General features: G+C 39.4%; 23 protein-coding genes. 19 read left to right on the forward strand and 4 right to left on the reverse strand.

The window, feature by feature from the left end:
• Positions 1 to 49 precede the first annotated feature (49 nt).
• The 8 genes from KSK37_RS06555 to KSK37_RS06590 all read left to right on the forward strand — a co-directional run bounded on the left by KSK37_RS06555 (position 50) and on the right by KSK37_RS06590 (position 10,304).
• Positions 50 to 349 carry a hypothetical protein gene (locus KSK37_RS06555; RefSeq protein WP_217200272.1) on the forward strand — a complete coding sequence of 100 codons (300 nt, stop codon included), beginning with the start codon at positions 50 to 52 and terminating at the stop codon, positions 347 to 349.
• A gap of 428 nt (positions 350 to 777) precedes the next feature.
• Positions 778 to 2,718, forward strand: a complete 1,941-nt coding sequence (locus KSK37_RS06560) for a polysaccharide biosynthesis protein (protein WP_217200274.1) — start codon at positions 778 to 780, stop codon at positions 2,716 to 2,718.
• A gap of 45 nt (positions 2,719 to 2,763) precedes the next feature.
• Positions 2,764 to 3,552 carry a polysaccharide biosynthesis/export family protein gene (locus KSK37_RS06565; protein ID WP_246566272.1) on the forward strand — a complete coding sequence of 263 codons (789 nt, stop codon included), beginning with the start codon at positions 2,764 to 2,766 and terminating at the stop codon, positions 3,550 to 3,552.
• A gap of 12 nt (positions 3,553 to 3,564) precedes the next feature.
• A complete protein-coding gene (locus tag KSK37_RS06570; protein ID WP_217200278.1) occupies positions 3,565 to 5,928 on the forward strand; it encodes a GumC family protein in 2,364 nt (787 codons plus the stop codon).
• A gap of 73 nt (positions 5,929 to 6,001) precedes the next feature.
• The gene (locus KSK37_RS06575; protein WP_217200280.1) at positions 6,002 to 7,285 is read left to right on the forward strand and encodes a flippase; all 1,284 of its coding nucleotides are present in this window, start codon (positions 6,002 to 6,004) and stop codon (positions 7,283 to 7,285) included.
• A 9-nt stretch (positions 7,286 to 7,294) separates the two neighbouring features.
• Positions 7,295 to 8,395, forward strand: a complete 1,101-nt coding sequence (locus tag KSK37_RS06580) for a glycosyltransferase family protein (protein ID WP_217200282.1) — start codon at positions 7,295 to 7,297, stop codon at positions 8,393 to 8,395.
• 38 nt (positions 8,396 to 8,433) lie between these two features.
• Positions 8,434 to 9,465 carry an EpsG family protein gene (locus tag KSK37_RS06585; protein ID WP_217200284.1) on the forward strand — a complete coding sequence of 344 codons (1,032 nt, stop codon included), beginning with the start codon at positions 8,434 to 8,436 and terminating at the stop codon, positions 9,463 to 9,465.
• The gene (locus KSK37_RS06590; RefSeq protein ID WP_217200286.1) at positions 9,465 to 10,304 is read left to right on the forward strand and encodes a glycosyltransferase family 2 protein; all 840 of its coding nucleotides are present in this window, start codon (positions 9,465 to 9,467) and stop codon (positions 10,302 to 10,304) included. The genes KSK37_RS06585 and KSK37_RS06590 overlap by 1 nt, the downstream gene beginning before the upstream one ends.
• On the opposite strand, the gene KSK37_RS06595 is transcribed toward KSK37_RS06590, so the two are convergent.
• Positions 10,294 to 11,721 (reverse strand): glycosyl hydrolase family 28-related protein, encoded by a 1,428-nt coding sequence (locus KSK37_RS06595; RefSeq protein WP_217200288.1) that lies wholly within the window; start codon positions 11,719 to 11,721, stop codon positions 10,294 to 10,296. The two genes, KSK37_RS06590 and KSK37_RS06595, sit on opposite strands and share 11 nt — an antisense overlap.
• 1 nt (position 11,722) lies before the next feature.
• On the reverse strand, positions 11,723 to 13,171 hold the full coding sequence (locus KSK37_RS06600; protein WP_217200290.1) for a glycosyl hydrolase family 28-related protein: 1,449 nt from the start codon (positions 13,169 to 13,171) through the stop codon (positions 11,723 to 11,725).
• Positions 13,172 to 13,232: 61 nt separating this feature from the next.
• Between KSK37_RS06600 and KSK37_RS06605 the strand changes: the two genes are divergently transcribed.
• The 10 genes from KSK37_RS06605 to KSK37_RS06650 all read left to right on the forward strand — a co-directional run bounded on the left by KSK37_RS06605 (position 13,233) and on the right by KSK37_RS06650 (position 22,031).
• Complete coding sequence (locus KSK37_RS06605) at positions 13,233 to 13,895, forward strand: glycosyltransferase family 2 protein (protein WP_217200292.1); 663 nt, start codon at positions 13,233 to 13,235, stop codon at positions 13,893 to 13,895.
• Positions 13,896 to 14,852, forward strand: a complete 957-nt coding sequence (locus tag KSK37_RS06610) for a glycosyltransferase (protein WP_217200294.1) — start codon at positions 13,896 to 13,898, stop codon at positions 14,850 to 14,852.
• Between the two features lie 145 nt (positions 14,853 to 14,997).
• Positions 14,998 to 15,606, forward strand: a complete 609-nt coding sequence (locus tag KSK37_RS06615) for a sugar transferase (RefSeq protein ID WP_217200296.1) — start codon at positions 14,998 to 15,000, stop codon at positions 15,604 to 15,606.
• Positions 15,603 to 16,220: an acetyltransferase gene (locus tag KSK37_RS06620; protein ID WP_217200298.1), complete on the forward strand. Its 618-nt coding sequence runs from the start codon at positions 15,603 to 15,605 to the stop codon at positions 16,218 to 16,220. Before KSK37_RS06615 ends, KSK37_RS06620 begins: the two co-directional genes overlap by 4 nt.
• On the forward strand, positions 16,210 to 17,346 hold the full coding sequence (locus KSK37_RS06625; RefSeq protein WP_217200300.1) for a DegT/DnrJ/EryC1/StrS family aminotransferase: 1,137 nt from the start codon (positions 16,210 to 16,212) through the stop codon (positions 17,344 to 17,346). The genes KSK37_RS06620 and KSK37_RS06625 overlap by 11 nt, the downstream gene beginning before the upstream one ends.
• 8 nt (positions 17,347 to 17,354) lie before the next feature.
• Complete coding sequence (rfbC, locus tag KSK37_RS06630; RefSeq protein ID WP_217200302.1) at positions 17,355 to 17,900, forward strand: dTDP-4-dehydrorhamnose 3,5-epimerase; 546 nt, start codon at positions 17,355 to 17,357, stop codon at positions 17,898 to 17,900.
• Positions 17,901 to 17,962: 62 nt separating this feature from the next.
• Positions 17,963 to 19,042: a dTDP-glucose 4,6-dehydratase gene (rfbB, locus tag KSK37_RS06635; RefSeq protein ID WP_217200304.1), complete on the forward strand. Its 1,080-nt coding sequence runs from the start codon at positions 17,963 to 17,965 to the stop codon at positions 19,040 to 19,042.
• Between the two features lies 1 nt (position 19,043).
• Positions 19,044 to 19,901 (forward strand): glucose-1-phosphate thymidylyltransferase RfbA, encoded by an 858-nt coding sequence (gene rfbA, locus KSK37_RS06640; RefSeq protein ID WP_217200306.1) that lies wholly within the window; start codon positions 19,044 to 19,046, stop codon positions 19,899 to 19,901.
• Between the two features lie 116 nt (positions 19,902 to 20,017).
• Positions 20,018 to 21,319 carry a 30S ribosomal protein S12 methylthiotransferase RimO gene (gene rimO / locus KSK37_RS06645; RefSeq protein ID WP_088359630.1) on the forward strand — a complete coding sequence of 434 codons (1,302 nt, stop codon included), beginning with the start codon at positions 20,018 to 20,020 and terminating at the stop codon, positions 21,317 to 21,319.
• Between the two features lie 340 nt (positions 21,320 to 21,659).
• Positions 21,660 to 22,031, forward strand: a complete 372-nt coding sequence (locus KSK37_RS06650) for a septal ring lytic transglycosylase RlpA family protein (protein WP_088359631.1) — start codon at positions 21,660 to 21,662, stop codon at positions 22,029 to 22,031.
• A 63-nt stretch (positions 22,032 to 22,094) separates the two neighbouring features.
• Here KSK37_RS06650 and KSK37_RS06655 read toward each other — a convergent pair whose 3' ends face one another.
• Entirely contained in the window at positions 22,095 to 22,856 is a 762-nt protein-coding gene (locus KSK37_RS06655) for an exodeoxyribonuclease III (RefSeq protein WP_217200308.1), read from the reverse strand.
• Positions 22,857 to 22,974: 118 nt separating this feature from the next.
• Positions 22,975 to 24,516: a T9SS response regulator signal transducer PorX gene (porX, locus tag KSK37_RS06660; protein WP_217200311.1), complete on the reverse strand. Its 1,542-nt coding sequence runs from the start codon at positions 24,514 to 24,516 to the stop codon at positions 22,975 to 22,977.
• A 214-nt stretch (positions 24,517 to 24,730) separates the two neighbouring features.
• Here porX and KSK37_RS06665 point away from each other — a divergent pair, with 214 nt between their 5' ends.
• The gene (locus KSK37_RS06665; protein ID WP_217200313.1) at positions 24,731 to 25,942 is read left to right on the forward strand and encodes an HD domain-containing protein; all 1,212 of its coding nucleotides are present in this window, start codon (positions 24,731 to 24,733) and stop codon (positions 25,940 to 25,942) included.
• Positions 25,943 to 25,970: the final 28 nt, after the last annotated feature.

The raw sequence follows: 25,970 nt of genomic DNA on the forward strand, positions 1-25,970 counted from the left end.
TAAAATATAAATGTGTTTCCGAATTATTATATTTGCACAAACTTTGTCAATGAAAAAAATACTCTATATCATGCTTTTCTTCATCAGTGCTTTCGGTTATGCCCAGAAAGGGGGTAATCCTTTTGGTCAGACTGAATATGAGAACACAGCTAAGGAAGGGGGTGCAAAATACGATGCAACGCAGGCATCATCGGACGATAATACGAAAGATCGTGGGACTGAGCCCAGTGAGCCGACTCCGCCTAATCCCGGAGATCCAACACCTATTGATGATTATATCCCACTCCTGATTATTGCGGCGGTAGGGCTCATCGCCTATCATACTTACAGAAAAAGGCCTTCCTTATAACAACTGAGACCTTTAAAAATTAACCCGAACTCTGTTTTGGGTTTTTTTTGGCTTCATTTTCCTTCCCTGTATTTCAGCGGGATACCGATCACGCAGTTGCTGTAAAGAAACCTTTTCTGCGGAGTGCTGCCAGTACTTTCTTTGCAGAGTGGCTGCTGCTCATTTTCCCTGCAGAAATTTTAAACGGAATGAGGTGAAAAACTGATGATCCGTCATTATTCTGCAGTAAATACAAATTTTCATGAAAGATCAAAAGGTTTATTGCTGTTTCTGTGCAGAAATTTTGATATATTGCACTGTAAAATAATTGGAAATGTATTTTTTTTCTGTGACTTTCCTTTATCCTGAAAATCAGCAGTTTATTGGAATAAGAAAGGAAAGGTTTACACAGGGAGTCATGCAGATCAGATTAATAATTGATTAAACACATGAGCATTCGCAAGAATCTGAAAAAAAAAATTTACAGTGGAGATAATTTTATGAATCTCTCAGACGTAAGGTACCTTCCGCGCTGGGTTATTCTTTTTATTGATCTCTTCTTTACTGCCACCGCCATCTTCTTTTCATGTTACCTTATTGAAAAACTGAGTTTCAGTTCCAAAGAGGTTTTCTACAACACGCTTCACATGTATCTCCTGATCGGGCTGGTGAGTGTTCTTTTTATGTATGTATTCCGCACGTTTTCGGGCATCATCAGGCACTCCACTTTCATCGATCTTTTCAAGCTTTTCCTCAGTACGCTTTGCAGTACCGTGGTGATAGGCGCTATCAGTTTCACCTATTATATGATTACGGGTGAGCGCATGATCTATATGTCGGTACCTTTTCTGGCCCTATTTTTTGCCACTTCCTTTATGCTCATGTTCATGTTCCGTCTTTTTGTGAAGGAATTTTTCCATATCCTCAGAGAATTCCGCCGCAGTTCCTTAAGAAAGAGAATTCTGGTGCTGGGCATTGATGAGCAGTCTGTGGCGGTTGCCCGCGCAGTACTGGATAATCCCGCGCTGCCCTATCATATTGTAGGCTTTCTGTCCCAGCGGCACGATTACCACAGGGCTAACCTGCTGGGTAAGCCGATCTACAGCAGAGATAAACTGGAAAAAAGCAGCAAGGATGATCTTTTGCTGGATGGGGTGCTGCTGGTGAAAGAGATGATGACGAAGGAAGAAATGAACTCGTGGGTGAACCTTTTTCTGGAGAAAGACCTGCAGGTCTTTAAATCGCCTTCTGTTCAGAAGCTTCGCGATAACGATATAGAAGGTTCCATTAAAACGCTGCAGATTGAGGATCTTCTCAACCGCAAGCCGATCTGTATAGAAAATGAAGACCTGAAAAAACGTCATCACGGAAAAACGATCCTTATTACGGGTGGGGCAGGCTCCATCGGCAGCGAAATTGTAAGGCAGGCCGCGCAGCTGGAACCCGATCTGATCGTGGTACTGGATCAGGCCGAAACGCCGCTTTATGATATTGAAATGGAAATGACGAACAAATTTCCGGGTATCCGTTTCAAATTCGTGCTGGCTGATATCTCAAACAGACACCGGCTTGAGCCGCTTTTTGCAAAGTATCAGTTTTCCATGGTGTACCATGCCGCCGCTTATAAACACGTCCCTCTTATCGAGGAAAATCCGCACGAAGCGATTCTTGTGAATATTCTGGGCAGTAAAAACCTTTCTACCCTGGCCAGTAAATATAAGGTAAACCGTTTCGTAATGATTTCTACGGACAAGGCGGTGAAACCCACCAATGTCATGGGGGCTTCCAAAAGATCTGCAGAACTTTTTGTACAGGCTCTGCAGAATACAGAGAACAATGAAACGAAATTCATTACGACCCGTTTCGGGAATGTACTGGGGTCCAACGGATCAGTGATACCGCATTTTAAAAAACAGATTCAAAAAGGCGGGCCTGTGACCATTACCCACCCGGATATCGTAAGGTATTTCATGACCATTCCCGAGGCTTGCGATCTGGTACTACAGGCGGGCACCATGGGGAAAGGCGGGGAAATCTTCGTGTTCGATATGGGAGAACCGGTGAAGATTCTCGATTTAGCGAAAAGGATGATCAAACTTTCGGGCTTTGAGCCCCATGTGGATATCAAAATTATCTACACCGGTTTAAGGCCGGGCGAAAAACTTTATGAGGAACTGCTCAGCGATGATGCGACTACTTTGCCGACGCACAATGAAAAAATACTGATTTCCAAAGATCCCAATATGGAATTTAAGGAGATTGAGAAATACACCAACCAGATTATTAAAGCTGCTTTAAGACGGGATAAGGTAGAGGTGGTGCAGCGGTTAAAAGATATCGTACCGGAATTTAAAAGCAACAATTCTGTATATGAAGTTTTGGATAAGTAAGATAGAATTGTATATTTGCAATTATCGATTTTCTAAATGGTACTCATGAACAAAAACATATTCCTGTTATTGCTTTTCCTTTCACTAACGCTGGCTTCGTGCGGATCCAGAGAGAAGCCAGGCAAAATCAACTATATGCAGAATGTAGAGCAGGCTGCAACAGAAGCTGCCCTTAAAAATTCTGTTTCTACCGTTCAAAAAGGTGATCAGCTGGTCATTTTCGTTTCTGCCAAGAATATGGAAGTGGTAAGACCTTTCAACCAAGGATACTATACGACCCAGAACCCTGCTGCAGCTACTGCACCTAACACCGAAAAAATCTATCTTGTGGATTCGGAAGGAAACATCGATTTTCCGATTATCGGAAAGATCCGCACCACTGACAAAACGCTTGAAGAGGTGAAAGCGGAGCTAACGCAAAAGATCACTGCTTATGTGAAAAACCCGACCGTTACGGTACGGTTAATCAATTTTAAAGTCACTGTACTCGGTGAAGTGGCGAGACCTGGGCAATATACTATTCCTGAAGGGCAGACGACTTTGCTTAACGCGATCGGCCTAGCCGGTGATTTAACCATTTATGGTAAGAGGGATGATGTCCTTCTGGTAAGAAATGAAAACGGTACCATTACGAAGGAACGCATCAATCTGATGGACGCCAATTTTATTAATTCTCCCTTCTTTCAACTGAAGCAGGGCGACGTGATCTATGTCTCGGCCAACCAGACCAAGGAAAAAATTGCGCGTCAGGATCCTAATACCAATCTTTACCTAGCGATTGCAGGTACAGTTATCGGTCTTGCCGGTATCTTCATCACCATCTTTAAAAAATAATTTTCAGAACCAATGAGCCAAATCCCGAATGCGGAAGTTGAAGCTTCTAACGATATTACTATTAATGAAATTATCAAACCCTATATCGCCAGATGGTGGTGGTTTGCTTTGTCGGTTCTCGCTTTTCTCGCTTTGGCCGTTTTTTATCTTAAAACTTCGACGCCGGTTTACAGCATTAAGTCTACCGCACTGATCAAAGATACTAAGAAAGCTCCTTCAGCAGACATGGGCGCGCTGTCCCAACTGGGAGGCTTTGGCAGTATGGGAACCAACAGTATTGAAAATGAGATGGAGGTACTGAAGTCGAAAAAACTCATGCGCGATGTGGTGACTGAGCTTGGATTACAGACCTGGCTCCTTAATAAAGACGGCCTCAAAGACATTGAACTTTACGGGAAAACCGCGCCGGTTCTTATTAAGCTCATTAACGAGAAGCCGTATGATGAGCCGATCAAAAAACCGCTTATTCTTACCATTGCAGGGGATAAACTGGAGATTTCATCAGAAGAACTTCCCCAAACGATTGTGACCACCTACAATAAAACGGTCAGCCTTCCTTATGCCAATCTTATGATCGTGAAGAATCCTGCTTATGAGCCGGATCCGAAACAGAAACTGGGGGAGCTACAGATTGGGTATGCGCCTACTGAAGCTACTGTAAACGCCTATCAAAAAAGGACTTTGGTCGATTTGGTCGATAAGGATGCTACTGTACTGGAACTGTCCATTAATTATGCGAATATCGATAAAGGCAAAGACATCATCAACAAACTGGTGCAGGCGTATAACAGCGATGCAATTTCTGACAAGAATTCAGAGTCCAAGAAAACAAAGGATTTTATTGATGAAAGAATCGGAATTATAGGTAATGAACTGGGAGAAGTGGAAACCCAGAAAGAGCAGTTTAAAGTAGCGAACAGAATTACCGACATCCCAACCGAAGCACAGCTGAATATTGGAACTTCCGCCAATGCGAGAGCGAGAATACTGGAAACTGAAACCCAACTGCAGCTGGCAGATGATCTGATCTCCTATATGTCAAGATTAGGCAACAGCCAGACGCTGCCTTCGAGTGTGGGACTGAGCAATCCTACTGCTTCGGCTAACATCAATGCTTACAACCAGCTTATCCTGGAAAGAAACAGTCTTTTAGAGAACGCAACGCCGCAGAATCCTGTGGTTGCGGATCTCAACCGTCAGCTTTCTGTGCTGAGATCTTCCGTGATGGACGGACTTGTGAAATATAAAGTTTCTCTTCAGGCATCGCGCAATCAGCTTGCAACGGAACAGAATGTCATTAATGCGAAGCTTACCAAAATTCCGGCCCAGGAAAAATTATTCAGAAGTATTGAAAGACAGCAGCAGATCAAGGAGAATCTCTATCTTTTACTACTTCAGAAGAGAGAAGAAGCGGCCATTTCCCTCGCCATCACTGCGCCAAAAGCGAGAATCATAGATACTGCTTTTCCATCAGAAAAGCCTGTTGCCCCGAAGAAAATGATTATTCTGGGTGTCACTGTATTACTCGGTTTGGTATTGCCGTTTCTTTACATTTATCTTAAAGAACTTCTTAACAATAAAGTGCGGTCCAAGCATGATCTTGAAAAGCTTTCACGTGCTCCAATACTGGGGGAAATCCCAACGGTGGAGAAAGGAGGGGAAGAATTGGTGCAGATGAATGATCTGTCGCCAATGGCAGAAGCTTTCAGGATTTTAATTACCAATATGACTTTTATGCTGCCCCGAAAAGACAGCGGAAAAGTTGTTTTTGTTACCTCCACAATTAAAGGGGAAGGAAAAACTTTTATTTCCGTCAATCTAGCGCTGACCCTCGCCTCGCCCAAAACAAAAGTAATCGTTATCGGTTCTGATATCCGCAACCCGCAATTGCAGAGGTACGATCCTGCAAAAAGGGGGTCCGACGGTCTTACAGAATTTTTGTATAATGAAAATGAAAAGATTGAGGATATTATTCATGTTTCATTATTTAATCCTTACTGTGATATTATTTATTCAGGAAGTATCCCGCCAAACCCAACAGAGCTGCTTTCCAACGGAAGATATGAAACTCTCATCCAGAAACTCAAGGAGCTGTATGATTATATTATTGTAGATACTGCTCCGCTGATGCTGGTAACGGATACCCTCATCACTTCTGATTTAGCAGAAGCAACGCTTTATGTAACCAGATCCGGAGTCACCGAAAAACCGCTAATAGAGTTTGCCAATAAACAGATCGATTCTAAAAAAATTAAAAATGCCGCGTTTGTTCTTAACGATGTAGATAAAGAATATTTTGGTTATGGGAATAAGTACGGCTACGGATATAACGCAAAGGACAGAAGCTTTTTTCAGAAATTAAAGGACCGGTTTTAGGAAATGAATTCTCGCGGATGGTGTTCATGATGAATGCTCTTCAGTTTACGATCAAGTTACTTGTAATTTAAAAATGGCAAAATCTATAGAGAGTATAAAAAAGGTGATCAGAAATAGAGATTTCAGGAATGTTTCTTCCAATTTTTTTTATCTCCTTATTCTTAATGTCACCAATTTTCTGTTACCTGTTATTACATTTCCCTATTTGGTTTCGAGGCTTGGTGTTGAAAAATTCGGTCTGCTTGCATTCGTAACGTCAATTATCAGCTATCTGCTTATTTTCACTGATTACGGCTTCAATCTGTCTGCGACGCGTCAGATTTCGGTTTACCGTAACGACAAAAAAAAAATAAATGAGATTGTAAGTGCGGTATATATCATCAAGTTGCTTTTGGTGGCCGTTTCTGTAATCGTATTGCTGATTCTTGTTTTGTCAGTCTCCAAATTCCGGGAATATTCCCTTATCTATTTCTTTACCTTTGGGACGGTTATCGGGCAAAGTCTTTTTCCCATCTGGTTTTTTCAGGGTATTGAGAAGATGAGATTCATTTCCATTCTTAATATCGTCTCAAAATTGCTTTTCACTGCATGTGTTTTTATATTTGTCAAAAACGAGCATGATTTTTTTCTTGTACCGGTTTTTAACTCATTCGGATATATAACCATCGGGATTATTTCAGTGGCTGTGCTTTTTAAAAGTTATCATATAAGGCTCCAAAAAACATCCTGGGAGACTATAATTTTTTATCTTAAAGATGGCTGGCACCTTTTCATCTCTAATATTTCTGTGACTTTGTATACTACAGCGGTCATTACAATATTGGGGTTTTACACTTCGAACACCATAGTGGGTTATTACAGTATTGCAGACAAAATTATCCAGATCATCAGAGGAATGCTGACTCCGTTGTCCCAAGCTCTGTTTCCTTTTCTGGTTAAAGAAGCCCAAACCGATAAAAACCGGGTGCTCCGAATCAACAGAAAACTTCTTACCTATGGCAGTCTCCTATTCGCACCTCTTTGTGTCGCAATTTACATGCTGGCCCCGCAAATTATTTTTCTTATATTTAAAAAAGAAAATATTGAACCTATAATGGTTTTAAGGATTTTTGCAGTAATCCCATTTCTCATCTTTCTGGCTAATATTTTTGCCCTTTTCACGATGATTGTTTTTAACAAAAACCGGCAGTACAGCAGGATTATTATTTCGGCGGGCCTCCTGAATATTATACTTTCATTTGTTTTTATTCCGAAGTTTCATCATATCGGCGCTGCGTTCTGCGTTCTTTTTATTGAACTGTATGTTACAGCAAGATATATTTATTATACCCATAAAAACGGAATGAGATTGCTCTAAGACGATATTATGAAAAGTGATTTGGTTTTTTTCTCTTATTCGGATTCACAGCCTACTGATGGAGGTATGGCAAGAAATCATGCCTTTTTTTTGGAGATGAAAAAGAGGGGAAGCAGAATTTATAACCATACCTCCGTAGGAATTCATTACAGGCTTTTCAGTATCATCCGCAATATTATGCTGCTCCTTTTTTTGAAAGGAACCAATATTTTTATTCTGCAGACTGTTCTTTTAAAATTTATTTTTCCGTTTGGTCTGTTTAAGTTTCCGGTATACCGGTCTTTTGTGCTAGCTGTACTTAATCATGCTGTAAAGAAAAATAATGTTACCATAGAGATTAATGATCTTCTCTACGAACAGGGGATAGACCTGGGGGCGGGAATGAATAAAACTGCGGCTGCCTATCAGAGGTTCATATTCAGCCATCCTACGCTTCAGTTTGTTTTTGCATCAAAGCTGATGGGAGATTACGCGGTCAGCCATTATAAGCTCGGCACTAAAAGCTGGCAAACCATTATTAATGGTGCACCCACCCTAAACACCGGAACTCCATGTCATCTGAAAGTGGGTGATCCCGAAAAAATAAGATACATTTACGCCGGTACGCTGAACAAAGGCAGGGACATCGAAAAATTAATTGAGGTATTTGCGGACAAAAGTGGAATCGACCTGATCCTGATCGGAATTGATGGAGCTTGGATTTCCGAATTTAATTACAGAAACATTCATTATCTTGGTCAGTTTGATGAAGAAACCGCATTGGCGATTGCCTCACAGTGTGATATAGGAATTATTCCTTATGATGAGAAAAAATTGTATTACAATATATGTTATCCGACCAAAAATTCATTCTATATTGCAGCAGGTTTACCCATTCTTTGCACTCCTCTACGGGAAACTATGAGGGTATTCGAAAATTATCCCGGTACCGCTTTTTTTGAGTCTGTTAAAAATTGGGACTTTTTCCTCACAAAGACAGATAAATCAGATGTGATATCGGCCAAAGGAAAGGTAGAAAAGATAAAATCGGAACTGAAGTGGGATTTTTTATTTGCAGACCTTCATTTTAGGGAAATGTGTCAAGAGTATCACTTAAACAGCAATGCATGAATACTGCAATACATTGGTATTAAATTAAAAAACAAAGGATGATTACCATTTTATATATTTTTTTCGCTGTCATTTCTTTTTTGATCATCTTCAGGGCAAAAAACCAAAAGATTAAACTTGGATTATTAATTGTACTGGCCATTCTGTTGATCGTTAATGCTGCTTTACGGCCTTCGGATGTTGCAAAAGATTATGAAGTATATACTTATTACTGGAGGCTTAAATTTCTTGAGGATGTAGAAATTTCTTTCATTCAAATAAGAAACCTGCTCAAATATGTACTGCAGCTCGGGCCGGGATCTCTGTTTATTGTCTATGCTGTCCTGGGCGTCAGTGCGAAAGTCTATTCCATAAAGCTTTTTACCAAATATGTTTTTCTTTCACTGCTTATTTATTTGAGCCATTATTATATCCTGCACGAATTAACACAAATCCGTGTTGGGGTCGCATCAGGATTTTTCTTAATAGGGGTGTATTATCTGGCGCAGCGAAATCTGGTGAAATTTCTTATTTTCACACTCATTGGCGGATATTTTCACTATTCGGCTTTTCTTGCACTGCCTTTATGGTTTTTGTACAATGATCAGCGAAAGATCAGTATTTACGCAATTTTAATCCCGTTGGGGTATTTCATTTATCTTGCAGGATCAAATCTTATCGTGAGCTTACCTATTCCGTATGTTCAGGAGAAAGTCAGGGTCTATGAAGAACTGCGAGATATGGGATTTGAAGATACCGATAAAATCAATGTTTTCAATGCTGTTTTTTTAATGCGTATATTAATTTTCTTTGTGCTTTTTTTCTTCAGGAAAAGAATTGCAGCAGAGAATCCTTACATTTACATTTTACTTAAAATTTACGCCATATCTCTTTTTACCTTTACCGCATTGGCATCAATACCGGCGTTCGCCTTCAGGATTCAGGAGTTGTTTGGAGTGGTGGAGATCCTCCTTTTTCCATCCTTAGCTTTTATATTCAAAGACAGAATTTTTGGGTATACCCTCGTCATATTGCTGGCTCTTGCTGTATTATCGATTGATATATTTTACGGTAAACTGATATTATACTGATGGAGAGAATTGGGGTTTTACTTGCTACCTATAATGGTGAAAAATTCATTGCCGAACAGCTGCAGTCTCTTATCGACCAGACTTACAGCAATTGGATACTCTATGTCCGTGATGATTGCTCTTCGGACGGAACATTAACTATTATCAAAGATTTTGAAAAAAAGTTTCCTGAAAAGTTGGTGATCCTTCAAAATGAAGGACGGAATCTCGGCGCAAAAGACAGCTTTGCAGCGCTGCTAAATTTTGTCGAGGAGGAATATTATATGTTCTGCGATCAGGATGATGTCTGGGTTTCCACGAAAATCGAAAGATCGCTTGCAGAGTTGAAGCGAGTGGAGCATGCTTATCCGGGAAGTCCTGTATTGTGTTTCTGCGACGCAATAGTAGCAGACGAAGAACTTAACGTTATTGAAGCGTCTTTTTGGAAATCTACCAGCGTGGATCCATTCTACATTAAACAGGGAAAGAGGTTTGAAATCTTTAACTGTGCCCCCGGCTGTACGATGATCATTAATCACAAACTGAAAAAACACCTTTTCCCATTCCCAGATAAGGCTCCAATGCACGACTGGTGGATTTCGATTGTTGCACAGAGGGTAGGAATTGTACATCCCATTAATGAAGGATTAATTCTGTACCGGCAACACAGTTCTAACACTATAGGGGCTGAAAGTGTTGAACCACAGTATTTCCTGAAAAAGCTCTTTCGCCTTTCTAACCTGTTTAAAACACAGCAAAACCATCTGGAGTTTTTAAGGGAAATAAACGGAATGGGGAAAATGGAGTTTTACATCTCCAAATTACGTTATACGCTGATTCGCTTTATGACTAATCGATAAAGAAGGGAAGTACAGAAAACGGTAAAAAATTGCCTGAAGACCTATTGTTTAGCAGCAGATTTTGATTGATCATTCTGCGGTTCCTGATAATACCTGTCAAAAGAGGAAAGCTTTTCGGCGTGCCTGTAGATTCAAAAAAGTTATCTGATATTTGGCCAATTCCACCCGGATCATTGATGGTAATAGCCTGTTTCTTAAAGTTTAAAAACCTGCAGCTGATAAAATCAATTTTTTTGGAAGGTCCGGTGAAGGTAAGACCATCTACATGATATACTTTGTTGAAGATGCAATTCTCAAATCTGATATTATTTACTCCCACCGCGCTCACGTTGTTATAGGTTTCCGTGGTGATGTCTGTGAAGTTCGTATTGGCGATATAAACATTTTTGGCAAATCGGAAATCCGCAACTTCTTTGCTGTCTGTAACCGTCGAGTTCATTAACGAAACTGAGTACACGTTTTGGGAAGTGTTTAAATAATTTTGAGAACCGATCACCGCCAATGGAGCATTCACTTTCTGAAAATCACAATTGCTGATTGAAACAATTTTCCCGGAGGTTTCCGGCTGCTGCACGACCGCAATCGCACCCATTCCTCCTATATTGAAAAATGTACAATTGCTGATCACCCCATTGCGTACTACATTCATTCCTCTGTCGGGTTCTATATCAATGGCACCGGGCATGTCGTCCCGGGTTGTATTTCTGAAGCTACAACGGTCAATGGTAAACCCGTCACTGTAATAAATGCTGATTCCCTGTCTGTTGTTTTTATTCACTCCGTCGAACCGGCAGTTACGAATGATTACATCTTTATTATAAGCGTCGTGGAATTTGGAAAAATCGGTTCCCCCGTTTATTGCAATCCCGTCACCCAGAAACCCTGTAAAGGTGCAGTTTTCAACAATGAAGTTAGAAACGCCATGGGCTGAAATCTGGTGAAGTAATTCATCAAATCCATACCTTTCGACATCTGATATAAAATTGAGCCCGGAAATCTTTATATTTTTTATACTGTGGGTATCATCTTTCTGTCTGGATACCTGTGCGTCGAAAACAAAGCATCCATCCGCTGCGTGACGTTGGGCAAAAGTCTGAAATCTGTTATTTTCAGCAGCTTTCCTGGTACCACTTATCCTTTGCAGAATGTGGGCATTATCTCCATTAATGGTGATGTTACTGTATTCTTTCCCAAAAAATTTAAGAAAGGTAATCGGGTACTTTCCAAGGGGAACAGTCATGGTGCCACCACCCTTACTGCTGAGCGCATCAATACATTTCTGGAAAGCCGCGGTGTCGTCGGTAATTCCGTTTCCTTTTGCACCAAAATCTCTTACGTTCAATATGACTGAAAATAGATAAACTGGTAACAAGACCGGTAACAGAAGAAGGGTTTTTGAAAATAAACTGTTCCACATTTTACTTTTGTTTTTTAATATGTCTTTTATGAACACGTGTAACCATATTCAGGCCAATAACTAAGAGAGTTGGTAAAATAAGAAGAAGATATAACCTGTAATGAACCAGCCAAAAAATGTAAGTATTGAAGTTCCTGAATTTATCGGTGTTGGTAATCTTACTGAAAATAATTTGTTCCCTTTTTTTTTCTTTGAAAATACAGTTTTGGAAACTGAGGTTTTTTACATTTCCGTAAAAAATAAATTGCGAAGATGATGCGATATCGGGAAAAGTGCAATCCTCCAGAGTGATATTTTCACATTCTCCGGCGGTTACCGGCCTATTCATAGGAAACATAATTTTCTCGAAAATTATATTTTTTAGTAATAGATGATCAGCATTAACGAGACGGAACACTGTTTTCACCTCTTTCACTCTTGAATTGCGAAAAATAATCTTATGATTATTAATGTCTCTATCCTGCTTGTGAGAATTAATTCCATTTACCATTAAAGGTGAATTTACTTTTTCGAAAATGCAGTTTTCGATCAGATAACCTTCATTGGAAAATTTGTTTTCCTGCGTGCCTGCTTTTAGGTTGATGCAAATCGCACCCATTCCTCCTATATTGAAAAATGTACAATTGCTGATTACCCCATTGCGTACTACATTCATTCCTCTGTCGGGTTCTATATCAATGGCACCGGGCATGTCGTCCCGGGTTGTATTTCTGAAGCTACAACGGTCAATGGTAAACCCGTCACTGTAATAAATGCTGATTCCCTGTCTGTTGTTTTTATTCACTCCGTCGAACCGGCAGTTACGAATGATTACATCTTTATTATAAGCGTCGTGGAATTTGGAAAAATCGGTTCCCCCATTTATTGCGATCCCGTCACCCAGAAACCCTGTAAAGGTGCAGTTTTCAACAATGAAGTTAGAAACGCCATGGGCTGAAATCTGGTGAAGTAATTCATCAAATCCATACCTTTCGACATCTGATATAAAATTGAGCCCGGAAATCTTTATATTTTTTATACTGTGGGTATCATCTATCTGTCTGGATACCTGTGCGTCGAACACAAAGCATCCATCCGCTGCGTGACGCTGGGCAAAAGTCTGAAATCTGTTATTTTCAGCAGCTTTCCTGTTACCACTTATCCTTTGCAGAATGTGGGCATTATCTCCATTAATGGTGATGTTACTGTATTCTTTCCCAAAAAATTTAAGAAAGGTAATTGGGTACTTTCCCAGGGGAACAGTCACGGTGCCACCACCCTTGCTGATGAGCGCATCAATACATTTCTGGAAAGCCGCGGTGTCGTCGGTAATTCCGTTTCCTTTTGCACCAAAGTCTTTTACGTTGAGTGTTATAGAAGAAAATAAGACAGGTAAAAGAATAAAAAAAAGAATTTTGCACCTTTTTTTCTTATGTATTGCTTTATTTTTAAGGGAAGCGCCTTTTAACATAAGTTTAACTGGATAATATTTTTATATTTGCAAAAATACTTATTTTATGGTATCGGTCTGTATGGCTACTTTTAACGGTGAAAAATTTGTAAAAAAGCAGATAGAATCAATTTTGCCGCAACTGAACCCTGAAGATGAACTGATTATTTCAGACGATGGCTCTACTGATTCAACGCTTAAAATTGTTTCAGATTTCGATGATTCCCGAATCCGCATTTTTAAAAATTCGTTTAGAAATGTAGTCAAAAATTTTGAATTTGCGATAAACAAATCAAATGGTGAATATATCTTCCTCAGTGATCAGGACGATATTTGGCATCAAGATAAGGTAGCTGCTTACTTGAAATACTTTAAAGAAAGCAACGCGGATCTTATCGTCAGTGATGTTGCGTTCATTGATGCACACGGTAATACTACAAAAGATGAATTTTTCCCTCGAGGTTTCAAAGGTGGTACTTTATCAAATCTGAAAAAAAACAATTTTATAGGATGTGCCATGGCATTTAAAGAAGACACAAAAAAATGGTTTCTACCGTTTCCCACTGACACGCCAATGCATGACTGGTGGATAGGGCTGGCTATTGGAAAAAAGGGGCTGGTTAGATACCTTGATCGGAAATTAATTTATTATCGAAGACACCACCAAAATGTAACATCGGGTAAAAAATCTACCTTATCGAATATTATCAGATGGAGATGGATCCTTATAAAAAACCTTTGCTAAATGGTAAAAATTGCAGTGATTCTAGCGTCCTATAACGGAATGGAATTTATAGAGGAACAGATTAGGTCCGTAACAGCCCAGGAAAAAGTGTATACGCAAATATTTTTGTCTGATGATGCGAGTTCCGATGCTACGGTTAATTTGGTCGCAGAAAAGTTTCCGCAGGTTAATATTACTGTCAATAATCCGGGTTCCGGGAGTGCCGCCAATAATTTTCTTGGGTTTATAAAAAAATTTGACCGAACAGCAGAATTTGATTATTTCTCTTTCTGTGATCAGGATGACATATGGCTTGCGGATAAATTATACCGTGCTGTAAGGCAATTGCAGGATGAGAATGCGGAACTATATATTTCGAATCTTAGAAGATGGGATACCCGTGACAATACAGAATCGGTTATAAAAAAGGATTATTCTCAAAAAAAATTTGATTATCTTTTTGAGGGGGGCAGTGCTGGCTGTACCTATGTTTTTACAAGAGATTTTTGTATCCTTCTTCAGAAAGAACTCCTTAAAGTGCCGGAAAGTTATTCCCGATGGTCTGGCTTTTCCCATGATTGGTTAGTTTATTTTATCGCGCGCAACTCAAATGCTAAAGTTTTTATAGACGGTTCGGCTCACATCATTTATAGAATTCATACCTCAAACGTACATGGCCAGCTTAATGAATACAGTGTCGCGTCTCTGAAAAAGCGCTTAAGATTAATTCGGGAAGGGTGGTATATTTACCATTTGGCGGGTCTCTCGAATCTTATTCTGGATAAGGAGGCATGTGAAATCGCCAGACTCTATACCCGAAATTTGTTTTCAAGACTCTATGTCCTTGTTAAATATAATTTTCAATTAATCAGAAGCCCTAAAAAGTTCTGTCAGTTTGCATTATTAAGCATTTTTTTGACGCCCTATTTTTCAAAAAAGAAATATTCCGATTCTTTTCCCAATGATAATTTGAATTAATGTCTTTAAGATGCATTCATCCGCAATTTGGACGGCTAAATTTGCATATACGTCAGTGATTAAAATTTATGAGGTTGAGGATCAGAAAGTAATCATTATTGCAAAAAAATGTATAAATTAGCAGCCAAACGCAACAACAAGGTTCATGTACGTAAAGTATTTCAAACGGATTCTAGATTTTTTTATTTCAGCATTGGGCCTTTTAATTTTGTTGCCTCTCTTTTTATCAGTGACCATTTGTCTCTATTTCGCCAATGACGGGAAACCATTTTTTTTCCAGAAAAGACCCGGTAAATTAGGTAAGCTGTTTGAAATCATTAAGTTTAAGACAATGAATGATAAAAAAGATGTTAATGGGACTCTTTTGCCAGATTCTAAACGATTAACGGAGATTGGAGCTTTGGTTAGAAAAACGTCTCTTGATGAAATTCCGCAACTTATCAATGTCATTAAGGGTGAAATGTCTCTGATCGGTCCAAGACCTTTGCTTCCAGAATATCTTAGCCTATATAATGCACAGCAACGGAGGAGAAATGAGGTAAAGCCAGGAATTACCGGTTGGGCGCAGGTTAACGGCCGTAATACCATTAGTTGGGAGCAAAAATTTGAATATGATGTTTGGTATGTAGACCACTGCAGTTTTCTGCTTGATATGAAAATTTTGATGATGACTGTAAAAAAAGTTTTTATTTCTGAAGGTATTGCACAACAAGGTCACGTCACCTCAGAAGAGTTTAAAGGGAATAGATCATGATATTATTTGGCGCCAGCGGACATAGTAAAGTTGTTCTTGATATTCTGATTTCTAACGGAGTGAAAGTAGACCTGATTATTGATGATCATCCCAAAACACGAAATATTATGGGGGTGGCTGTGGAAAAAAATACGTTTACCGAATTTGATCAGCAGGTCATCATAGCCATCGGAAGTAACTCTGCGAGAAAAACTGTTTCCTGCCGATACCCTTTTCAATATTACACCGCTATACACCGCAGTGCAACAATTTCATCTTTTTGTAATATTGGTCCGGGTTCCGTTGTGATGGCACAAGCTGCTGTAAATGCCGGTGCGGAAGTTGGCAGACACTGCATTATAAATACCGGAGCCGTTGTAGAACACGACTGTGTAGTAGGTGATTATGCGCATGTTTCTCCCAATGCCTCCCTTGCCGGAAATGTAGAGGTAGGAGAAGGTGCTCATATCGGGATAGGTGCATCCGTGATTCAAGGTGTCAAAGTTGGAAAGTGGTCAGTAGTTGGAGCGGGAACTGTAGTTATCAAAGATGTTCCTGATTTCGCTACAGTTGTAGGAAATCCAGGAAAAGTAATAAAGATTAATAATCATAACATCCAAGTTGATGAACAATAAAATATGGCTTTCCTCCCCACATATGGGAGGTGGCGAATTAAATTATATCCATGAGGCTTTTGAGCAAAACTGGGTAGCGCCATTGGGGCCTAATGTCAATAATTTTGAAGAAGATCTGAGAAGGTACTTAAGCCATGATGTAGAAGTTGCCGCTTTAAGTGCCGGAACTGCGGCCCTGCATTTAGCCCTGATCATATTGGGTGTAAAAGCGGATGACGAGGTAATCTGCCAGAGTTTTACGTTTTCTGCATCTGCTAATCCAATTACCTATCTTGGTGCGAAGCCCGTTTTTGTTGACAGTGAGCCGGAAACATGGAATCTTTGCCCCAAAGCTCTGGAGGAAGCAATTGTAGACAGAACGGCAAGAGGAAAGAAACCAAAAGCTATCGTTGTAGTTCATCTTTACGGGATGCCGGCAAAACTGGATGAAATTTCAGCTGTTGCCCACCGTTACAAGATTCCATTAATAGAGGATGCTGCTGAGGCATTAGGATCAACCTATAAAGAACAACGTTGTGGAACTTTCGGTGAAATGTCTGTTTTAAGTTTTAACGGAAATAAAATCATTACCACGTCCGGAGGTGGAGCGCTTGTCTGTAAAACAAAAGAACAGAAAGAACAGGCGGTTTTTCTTTCTACCCAAGCCCGGGACAATGCCCCGCATTACCAACATTCACAGATTGGCTATAATTACAGAATGAGTAATATCTCGGCAGGAATTGGACGTGGACAAATGGAAGTGATTGATGAACGGGTAGCTGCAAGGAGAAGAAATCACCAGTTCTATAAAGATATTTTCAAGGATATGGATGGTATAAAAGTATTTACTGAGCCCAATAAAGATTATTTTTCCAATCACTGGCTTTCTGCGATAACCGTGGATGAAGGTCTCGCCGGATTCTCTAGGGAAGACCTCCGATTGGTTTTAGAAAAAGATAATATCGAATCCCGGCCTTTATGGAAACCGATGCATCTGCAGCCGGTTTTTGAAAGCGCTCCCTATTATGGAGGGAAGGTGGCTGAAGAATTATTCAACATAGGTTTATGTTTGCCTTCTGGATCCAGTCTAAGTGATGCCGACCGTAATAGAATTAAGACTGCTATTTTAAATTTAAAAAGTATTTAGTATCCTATATGAAAATCAAACTAACTCCACTTAAGGACTGCTACATCATAGAGCCTACCGTTTTCGAAGACGACCGCGGGTATTTTTATGAAAAGTTCAATGAACAGAAATTTGAAGAACTTACCGGTATGAACGGACATTTCGTTCAGGATAATATTTCAAAATCTTCGTATGGCGTTTTGCGCGGTCTGCATTTACAGAAAGGGGATCACGCACAGGCGAAATTAGTGTCGTGTCTGGAGGGTAAAGTGTTTGATGTGGCGGTGGATCTTCGGGAAGACTCTCCGACTTTCGGCAAATGGTTCGGGGTGGAGCTTACCGCTGAAAACAAGCTTCAGTTTTATGTACCCAGAGGTTTCGGACATGGCTTTTCTGTACTTTCTGAAACAGCTGTTTTTGCTTATAAATGCGATAATTTTTATCACAAAGAATCAGAAGGCGGTGTCTTATGGAACGATAAAGACCTTAATATAGACTGGCAGTTGCCCTCAGACCAAGTTATTCTTTCTGAAAAAGATAAAGTTCAACCTTCTTTTGCGGAGAAAAATTATTAATATTGAAAGGCTTTTCTACTGACAGCTAATGTAAGTAGTATTTAAAATATTTAAAAAATACAATGAAAAACATCATCATCACCGGAGGAGCCGGATTTATCGGATCCCATGTTGTCAGGGAATTTGTAATAAACAACCCGGAAACCAAAATCATTAATCTTGATGTGTTAACGTACGCCGGAAACCTCGAAAACTTAAAAGATATTGAAAACGAGCCTAACTACGTTTTCGAAAAAGCAGATATTACGAAACCTGAAGAACTTCGTGCCATCTTTGAAAAATATAATCCAGATGCAGTAGTACATTTGGCTGCTGAAAGTCACGTGGACAGAAGCATTACCGATCCAAACGCATTCATTAACACGAATGTCAACGGAACCGCAAATCTGCTTAATTTATGTATCGAATTCTGGAGTTTAAACTCGGACCATACCCACGGAAGATTTCCGAATGAGCCCAGAAAAAATCTTTTTTATCACGTTTCTACGGATGAGGTTTACGGCAGTTTAGGGGAGACAGGGTTTTTCTTGGAAACTACTCCTTATAATCCTCAATCACCATATTCAGCGAGTAAAGCAGCTTCAGATCATTTGGTCAGGGCATACGGAAACACCTACGGAATGCCGTTTATTTTGTCGAACTGCTCGAATAATTACGGTCCAAATCACTTCCCGGAAAAATTAATTCCACTGTGTATTTCTAATATTTTAAATGGAAAACCTTTGCCAATTTATGGTGACGGAAAATATACCAGAGACTGGCTGTACGTCATTGATCACGCCAAGGCGATTCACCAGATCTTTAATGAATCAAAAACGGGTGAAACTTACAATATCGGTGGTTTTAATGAATGGCAGAATATTGATTTGGTAAAAGAATTGATTAAGCAAATGGATGCCAAATTAGGAAATCCTGAAGGTCATTCAGAAAAGCTGATTACTTTTGTAAAAGACCGTCCGGGTCACGATTTGCGTTACGCGATTGATGCGTCCAAACTTAATAAAGATTTGGGATGGAAACCGTCGGTAACTTTTGAGCAGGGCCTGGCCAAAACGATCGACTGGTTCCTGGAGAACAAAGAATGGCTTGATCATGTGACTTCGGGGGATTATCAGAAATATTACGATAAACAATATAATTAATATGAAAGGAATTATCCTCGCCGGCGGTTCCGGTACCCGACTTTATCCGTTAACGATTGCTGTCAGTAAGCAGCTGATGCCGGTTTATGACAAGCCGATGATTTATTACCCACTTTCTACGTTGCTATTGGCGGGAATTAAAGAAATTCTGATCATTTCAACACCACATGATATTGGAGGTTTTGAAAAATTGTTGGGCGACGGTTCTTCCATTGGTTGCAAAATCCAGTATAAAGTTCAGCCTTCTCCGGATGGTTTGGCACAAGCATTTATATTAGGTGAAGAATTTATTGGAGACGATTCAGTAGCTTTGGTTTTGGGGGATAATATCTTTTATGGCGCAGGATTGCCGGAACTTTTGGCAAGTAAAACCAATGTAAAGGGCGGCTGTGTTTTTGCCTACCAGGTTTCTGACCCAGAACGATATGGAGTTGTACAATTTGATGACCAGCAAAAGGCGATTTCTATTGAAGAAAAACCTTTGGATCCAAAATCTAATTTTGCAGTTCCCGGATTATATTTCTATGATAATTCCGTAGTTGAATATGCGAAGAATCTGAAACCGTCACCCAGAGGAGAATTAGAAATTACCGACATCAATAAAATTTATCTTGAAAAAGGCGAGCTGGAAGTTGGAGTAATGTCCCGCGGAACGGCTTGGCTGGATACCGGAACTTTCGATTCCCTTCATGAAGCTTCAGAATTTGTAAAAGTTCTGGAGAAAAGACAGGGATTCAAAATTTCATGTATTGAAGAGATTGCCTATAAAAAAGGTTTCATCAATAAAGAAGAACTTCTGGAATCGGCAAAAAAATACGGTAAAAGCGGCTACGGCGATTATCTGAAAGGAATTGTGTAACCATTTTCAAATGAAATATTTATAAAGACTTTAAGCCAAACCTTAAAGTCTTTTTTTATTCCTAAATTTGCACCCTGTAAAATTAATCAGTTCTCTATTTCAAAATTCAATATAAGATGCGTACAAAATCCGTCGGAAAAAAGAAAATCAACATTGTTACTCTAGGCTGTTCCAAAAACGTTTACGACTCAGAAGTCTTGATGGGTCAGCTTCAGGCCAACGGAAAAGAAGTGGTGCACGAGGACCGCGGTGATATTGTGGTGATCAATACCTGCGGATTTATCGACAACGCGAAAGAAGAAAGTATTAATACCATCCTGGATTTCGTGGAAGCTAAAAACCGCGGTGAAGTAGAGAAAGTTTTTGTGACCGGATGTCTTTCTGAAAGATATAAACCGGATCTGATTCGTGAAATTCCTGATGTTGACCAGTATTTCGGGACCAGAGATTTGCCTATTTTGCTGAAACAGTTGGGAGCAGATTATAAACATGAACTGATTGGTGAACGAATGACCACCACGCCAAAGCATTACGCCTACTTGAAAATCGCTGAAGGCTGCGACAGACCTTGCTCTTTCTGTGCAATTCCACTGATGAGAGGAAAAAATGTTTCAACACCAATTGAAAATTTAGTGATTGAAGCCGAAAAGCTGGCCAAAAAAGGCGTAAAAGAACTTATATTAATCGCTCAGGATTTGACGTACTACGGTCTTGATATCTATAAAAAACGTGCTCTCGGAGATTTGCTTCTCCGTCTGGTAAAAGTGGAAGGTATTGAATGGATCCGTCTTCACTACGCATTTCCTACCGGTTTTCCGGAAGATGTTTTAGAAATCATTAAAAACGAACCAAAGGTTTGTAACTATATTGATATTCCGTTGCAGCACATCAATTCAGAGATTCTGAAAGCGATGAAGCGCGGGACTTCTCACGAAAAAACCAATGCTTTGTTGGATAAGTTCAGAGAAAAAGTGCCTGATATGGCTATCAGAACAACACTAATCGTTGGTTTTCCCGGGGAAACAGAAGAAAGGTTCCAGGAGATGAAAGAATGGGTCCGCACCCAGAGATTTGACCGTTTGGGCTGCTTTACTTATTCTCACGAAGAAAACACAACCGCTTTTGTGTTGGAAGATGATGTTCCGCAGGAAGTGAAAGAGGCGAGAGTAGAGGAAATTATGGAGCTGCAGTCACAGATTTCGTGGGAGAAGAATCAGGAGAAGATCGGTAAGACTTTCAGATGCATCTTCGACCGAAAAGAAGGAAACTATTTCGTAGGAAGAACGGAATTTGATTCCCCAGATGTTGACAATACTGTTTTGGTTTCTGCAGAGAATACCTATTTATCCGTTGGTGAGTTTGCTGATATCAAAATTACTTCAGCTGAAGAGTTCGATTTATATGGTGAACTGGTTTAGCAAATTGTCAAAATTATCAGATTTAACTGCTGAAAATTTAATTTTCTGAATAAAATAAAGCTCCCGGAATATTGGGAGCTTTTTGTGTGTTATGTTTTGAATGTCAGTTGATTATCTTGTTGCTGTGTCTTTTGTTATGCCTAAAACAGTTAATTGTGTTAACATTTAGCACCTGTTTTTAACACTTTTTAACAAATGCTCGGAATTCCCATAAACAGGGAGAAGGCGAGTGGTGTTAACATAATTTTAAGAGTTTGTTAACGGATTTTAACAATTTGGTTGCTGAAAAAATTGTTTTCGGGATAAATTTGCAGAGTCAAAACCAATAAAACAATTCAACATGATGAAAAGAGCGACTCTCGTAATCATAATGATGATTTCAACTCTTGGTATTTATTCTTTCAACAAGTATAATGCCAATGATGCCAAAACAAGTTTTGCATCGTTCTACCACGATAAGTTTAATGGTAGAAAAACAGCAAGCGGGGAAATTTTCAACAATGGAAAACTTACCGCTGCACACAGAACGCTTCCTTTCGGAACGGTTATCGAAGTAACCAACCTCAGAACAGGAAAAAGTGTAGAAGTGAGAATTAACGACCGAGGTCCATTCCATTCTTCCAGAGCATTAGATTTATCTAAAGCCGCGTTCGATTCAATAGGAAATACCTCACGAGGTACCATGCCAATTGAATATGAAATTGTCGATTAACATTTTACGTTTTTTAAAAGCAAAGCCGATTCAGAAGAGTCGGCTTTTTTATTTGAATTAAGTTCAGTGAATCTCCACCAAAACAGGACAGTGATCCGAATGGACCGCCTCTTTCAGGATCACCGCTCTCGAAAGCCTCTCTTTTAAGGTATAAGACACAAAATTATAGTCTAACCGCCAGCCTTTGTTTCTTTCCCGGGAATTTTGCCGGTAACTCCACCACGAGTAATTGTCGGGTTGGTCATTGAAGAACCTGAAGCTGTCGATCAGTTCGCATTCATTGATGAATTTGGTCATCCATTCTCTTTCCATCGGTAAGAATCCGGAAGTGTTTTTAAGACCTACCGGATTATGGATATCAATGGCTTCATGACAGATATTGAAATCACCGCAAATGACAAGATTAGGAATTGTTTCCTTTAAGTTTTTGATATATTCAAGGAAATCGTGGCAGAACTGCATTTTGAAGCCAAGCCTTTCAATATTTGAAGCTGATGGAACATAAACAGAAATTACCGAAAAATCTTCAAAATCCGCTCTCATTACTCTTCCTTCGCTGTCGTAATGTTCGATACCGCAACCGTATTCAACGTGCAGTGGTTCGGTTTTGGAAGCGATTCCCACTCCTGAGTAGCCTTTTCGCTGTGCAGAATGCCAGTAGCTTTTATAGCCGTGGTTTTCCAGGCTTTCAATATCGATCTGGTCATTTCCTGCTTTGCTTTCCTGAATGCAGATAATATCCGGATCCGCCACTTTCAGCCAGCCTAAAAAATCTTTGGTGAAAGCCGCACGGATTCCGTTTACGTTATAAGAAATTATTCTCATTATTTTTAATTTTTTCAAAATTACAAAAGCGATCTCGGCGTACAAAAAAAGAGGCGGGAAAAACCGAAGGTTTTTCCCGCCCATATAGAACCCAAATCAAATAAACTATGAAAAAAAACTACTTGGGTTCTAAAATGCTTACCGGAATAATGACTTCTTCCAAAGAAATTCCGCCATGCTGATAGGTTTCCTTATAATAGTTTACAAAATGATTGTAGTTTTTCGGATAAGCCAAAAAGATGTTGTTTTTGGCAAAAATGTATTTCGAACTCAGGTTACCTTTCGGCAGAAAGAGTTTCTCCGGATTCGAAATTGCCCAGACATCGCTGTTTTCGTAGGTTAAGCTCCGTCCTGTTTTATAACGGATATTGGTTGAGGTTTCTCTGTCGCCAACCACTTTACTCGGTTTTTTTACATAAATCGTTCCGTGATCAGTCGTAATTACCAATTTGAAACCGTTTTCTGCAGCCTGCTTAATGATTTTCAGCAGTGAAGAGTTTTCAAACCAGTTATAGGTTAACGACCTGAAGGTTTTATCGTCTCTGATCAGCTGATTCACAATCACATTGTCGGTTTTTGCATGGGAAAGAATATCGATAAAGTTATATACGATGACCAAAAGATCATTGTTTTTATGCTGGTTGAAATCCTCCAGAATTTTTCTTTCAAAATCTGCATTCAGGATTTTCAGATATTTCATCGATTTTGAAGATAATCCCAGGCGTTTCATCTGGTCTTCCAGGAAATCCCGTTCATGCTCGTTTTTGTTTCCTTCTTCGTTATCGTTAAACCATTTATCAGGAAAACGTTTCTCAATTTCTGAAGGTAAAAGACCTGCAAAAAAAGAATTTCTTGCATATTGCGTTGCTGTAGGTAAAATACTGAAATAATAATCTTCAGAAGTTTTGTTGTAAAACTTAGTAAAAAGCGGTTCAATCACTTTCCACTGGTCATAACGCAGATTGTCAATCATCAGCAACAGGACTTTTTCTTTTTCCACCTCCGGCTTTATTTTTTCTTTAAATAAAGTATGGCTCATGATGGGTTTTTCGTTGCTGTTGAGCCAGTGCTCATAATTATTTTCAATAAATTTTGAAAACTGGATGTTGGCTTCTTCTTTCTGCGACTGCAGCAAATCTGAAAATTCGTTATCAAAAACTTTATCAAATTTTATTTCCCAGTTAAGGATTTTCTTATAGTATTCTGCCCAGTCCTGAAAGGTTCTCATATAGGAAAGTTCCATGGAAAGATTCCGGAATTCCTGCTGATATTCGAGAATGGTTTGCTGCTCGACCAGACTTTCTTCCTGAAGGTTTTTTTTCAGAGAAAGTAAAACCTGGTTTGGGTTTACGGGTTTCAGAATATAGTCAGCAATCTGAGAACCGATCGCCTGTTCCATAATGCGTTCTTCCTCGTTCTTGGTCACCATTACAATTTTAATGGCAGAATCGATATTTTTAATCATCGGAATTGCCTCCAATCCGGAAATTCCGGGCATGTTTTCATCCAGTAAAGCAAGCTGAAAGTTTTCTTTTTCAATCAATTCCAGCGCTTCATTTACGTTATTAACAGGGGTTACGTTATAGCCCTTGTTTTCTAAAAATACAATATGAGGTTTCAGTAAATCTACTTCATCATCAATCCAAATCAATTTTGACATATAATATATTCAATGTTACAGAGTTCAATGTATTTGAACCCTTTTTATTGCTCCAAAAATACAACCAAACATTGCCAAATTTATTTTAAACGCACGTTAAAGTTGCGTTAAATTTAAATCCGTTTGTTTATGGAAAAAATAGTGTTTTTAAAATTTCTTTGACATTAGAAATACTTAAATTTGCACTTCAACCAAGTACAGACAAAATTCAGAAATGACCAATAAATTCAAGATAATCAACGATCCGGTTCATGGCTTCATCAAAATACCACACGAAATTCTCTTTGATGTTATTGAGCATCCTTATTTTCAGCGCTTACGCAGGATATCCCAGACGGGTTTACTGAATTTAATTTTTCCGGGCGCTACGCACACAAGGTTTCATCATGCTTTAGGAGCGATGCATCTGATGTTTACCGCTTTGGAAACGCTGAAACTAAAGGAAGTAAAGATTTCTAAAGAGGAAGAGAAGTCTGCCATGCTTGCGATTCTGCTTCACGATATTGGTCATGGTCCGTTTTCGCACGCCCTGGAAAATATGCTGATGGATGACTGGCATCACGAAAAACTTTCGCTGCTGCTGATGAATAAAATGAACGAAGAATTCGGTGGGGAACTGACGATGGCGATGGAAATGTTTCAGGGGAAATATCACCGCAAGTTCTTCAACCAGCTTATTTCTTCGCAGCTGGATGTCGACCGTCTGGATTATCTGAAGCGCGACAGCTTTTATACGGGTGTTTCTGAAGGAAATGTAAATACACAGAGGATTATCTCGATGATGAATGTTTGCCACGATGAACTGGTGATTGATGCAAAAGGAATTTACTCCATCGAAAACTTTCTTACGGCCCGGATGTTTATGTATTGGCAGGTATATTACCACAAGACTTCGGCGTTGGCCGAGCATCTTCTGGTTAAAATTCTTGCCCGGGCCAAAACACTTGTTTCTGAAGGAAAAGATTTACCGGCTTCGGAAAATTTAAAATATTTTTTAAGTAAAAATGAGTTCGAAAGCCCTACTAGTGAAGACATTCAAAGATTCACCGAGCTTGATGATACTGATGTTATTCAGGCCATGAAATCGTGGACCAGAAATGAAGATTTTATTTTGTCTTATCTCTGCAAATGTGTCATTGAAAGAAATTTTCTTAAAACAAAAATATCTTCAAAACCATTTGATCCTGAATTTATTAAAGAGAAAATTGAGAAAACAAATGCGGTGTTTAACATTGAATTCGGCGCTGAACTGGTGGATGAAATTTCCAGAAGTCTGCTTCCGTATAATATGGAAAAACAGCCCATTTATCTGCTGCTCAAAAACGGTAACACCATTACCCTTGAAAATTCTGAAAACCAAATCCTTTCCTCCTACATCAACCAGCTGAATACCAAGTATATTTTATCTTTTCCGAGAGAAATATAGGTTAATATTTTCAGCTAAAAAAATTTGG

The organism is Kaistella soli (assembly GCF_019038595.1).
GTDB classification, from domain to species: Bacteria; Bacteroidota; Bacteroidia; order Flavobacteriales; family Weeksellaceae; genus Kaistella; species Kaistella soli.

Bases quoted from the DNA above. Each gene is read 5' to 3' on its own strand.
- KSK37_RS06555 (WP_217200272.1), top strand. From the start codon at position 50: ATGAAAAAAATACTCTATATCATGCTTTTCTTCATCAGTGCTTTCGGT.
- KSK37_RS06610 (WP_217200294.1), top strand. From the start codon at position 13,896: ATGGTAAAAATTGCAGTGATTCTAGCGTCCTATAACGGAATGGAATTT.
- rfbC (WP_217200302.1), top strand. From the start codon at position 17,355: ATGAAAATCAAACTAACTCCACTTAAGGACTGCTACATCATAGAGCCT.
- rfbB (WP_217200304.1), top strand. From the start codon at position 17,963: ATGAAAAACATCATCATCACCGGAGGAGCCGGATTTATCGGATCCCAT.
- KSK37_RS06570 (WP_217200278.1), top strand. From the start codon at position 3,565: ATGAGCCAAATCCCGAATGCGGAAGTTGAAGCTTCTAACGATATTACT.
- KSK37_RS06650 (WP_088359631.1), top strand. From the start codon at position 21,660: ATGATGAAAAGAGCGACTCTCGTAATCATAATGATGATTTCAACTCTT.
- KSK37_RS06625 (WP_217200300.1), top strand. From the start codon at position 16,210: ATGAACAATAAAATATGGCTTTCCTCCCCACATATGGGAGGTGGCGAA.
- KSK37_RS06565 (WP_246566272.1), top strand. From the start codon at position 2,764: ATGAACAAAAACATATTCCTGTTATTGCTTTTCCTTTCACTAACGCTG.
- KSK37_RS06665 (WP_217200313.1), top strand. From the start codon at position 24,731: ATGACCAATAAATTCAAGATAATCAACGATCCGGTTCATGGCTTCATC.
- KSK37_RS06605 (WP_217200292.1), top strand. From the start codon at position 13,233: ATGGCTACTTTTAACGGTGAAAAATTTGTAAAAAAGCAGATAGAATCA.
- KSK37_RS06600 (WP_217200290.1), bottom strand. From the start codon at position 13,171: ATGTTAAAAGGCGCTTCCCTTAAAAATAAAGCAATACATAAGAAAAAA.
- KSK37_RS06585 (WP_217200284.1), top strand. From the start codon at position 8,434: ATGATTACCATTTTATATATTTTTTTCGCTGTCATTTCTTTTTTGATC.
- KSK37_RS06655 (WP_217200308.1), bottom strand. From the start codon at position 22,856: ATGAGAATAATTTCTTATAACGTAAACGGAATCCGTGCGGCTTTCACC.
- rfbA (WP_217200306.1), top strand. From the start codon at position 19,044: ATGAAAGGAATTATCCTCGCCGGCGGTTCCGGTACCCGACTTTATCCG.
- rimO (WP_088359630.1), top strand. From the start codon at position 20,018: ATGCGTACAAAATCCGTCGGAAAAAAGAAAATCAACATTGTTACTCTA.
- KSK37_RS06615 (WP_217200296.1), top strand. From the start codon at position 14,998: ATGTACGTAAAGTATTTCAAACGGATTCTAGATTTTTTTATTTCAGCA.
- KSK37_RS06575 (WP_217200280.1), top strand. From the start codon at position 6,002: ATGGCAAAATCTATAGAGAGTATAAAAAAGGTGATCAGAAATAGAGAT.
- KSK37_RS06595 (WP_217200288.1), bottom strand. From the start codon at position 11,721: ATGTGGAACAGTTTATTTTCAAAAACCCTTCTTCTGTTACCGGTCTTG.
- KSK37_RS06620 (WP_217200298.1), top strand. From the start codon at position 15,603: ATGATATTATTTGGCGCCAGCGGACATAGTAAAGTTGTTCTTGATATT.
- porX (WP_217200311.1), bottom strand. From the start codon at position 24,516: ATGTCAAAATTGATTTGGATTGATGATGAAGTAGATTTACTGAAACCT.
- KSK37_RS06590 (WP_217200286.1), top strand. From the start codon at position 9,465: ATGGAGAGAATTGGGGTTTTACTTGCTACCTATAATGGTGAAAAATTC.
- KSK37_RS06560 (WP_217200274.1), top strand. From the start codon at position 778: ATGAGCATTCGCAAGAATCTGAAAAAAAAAATTTACAGTGGAGATAAT.
- KSK37_RS06580 (WP_217200282.1), top strand. From the start codon at position 7,295: ATGAAAAGTGATTTGGTTTTTTTCTCTTATTCGGATTCACAGCCTACT.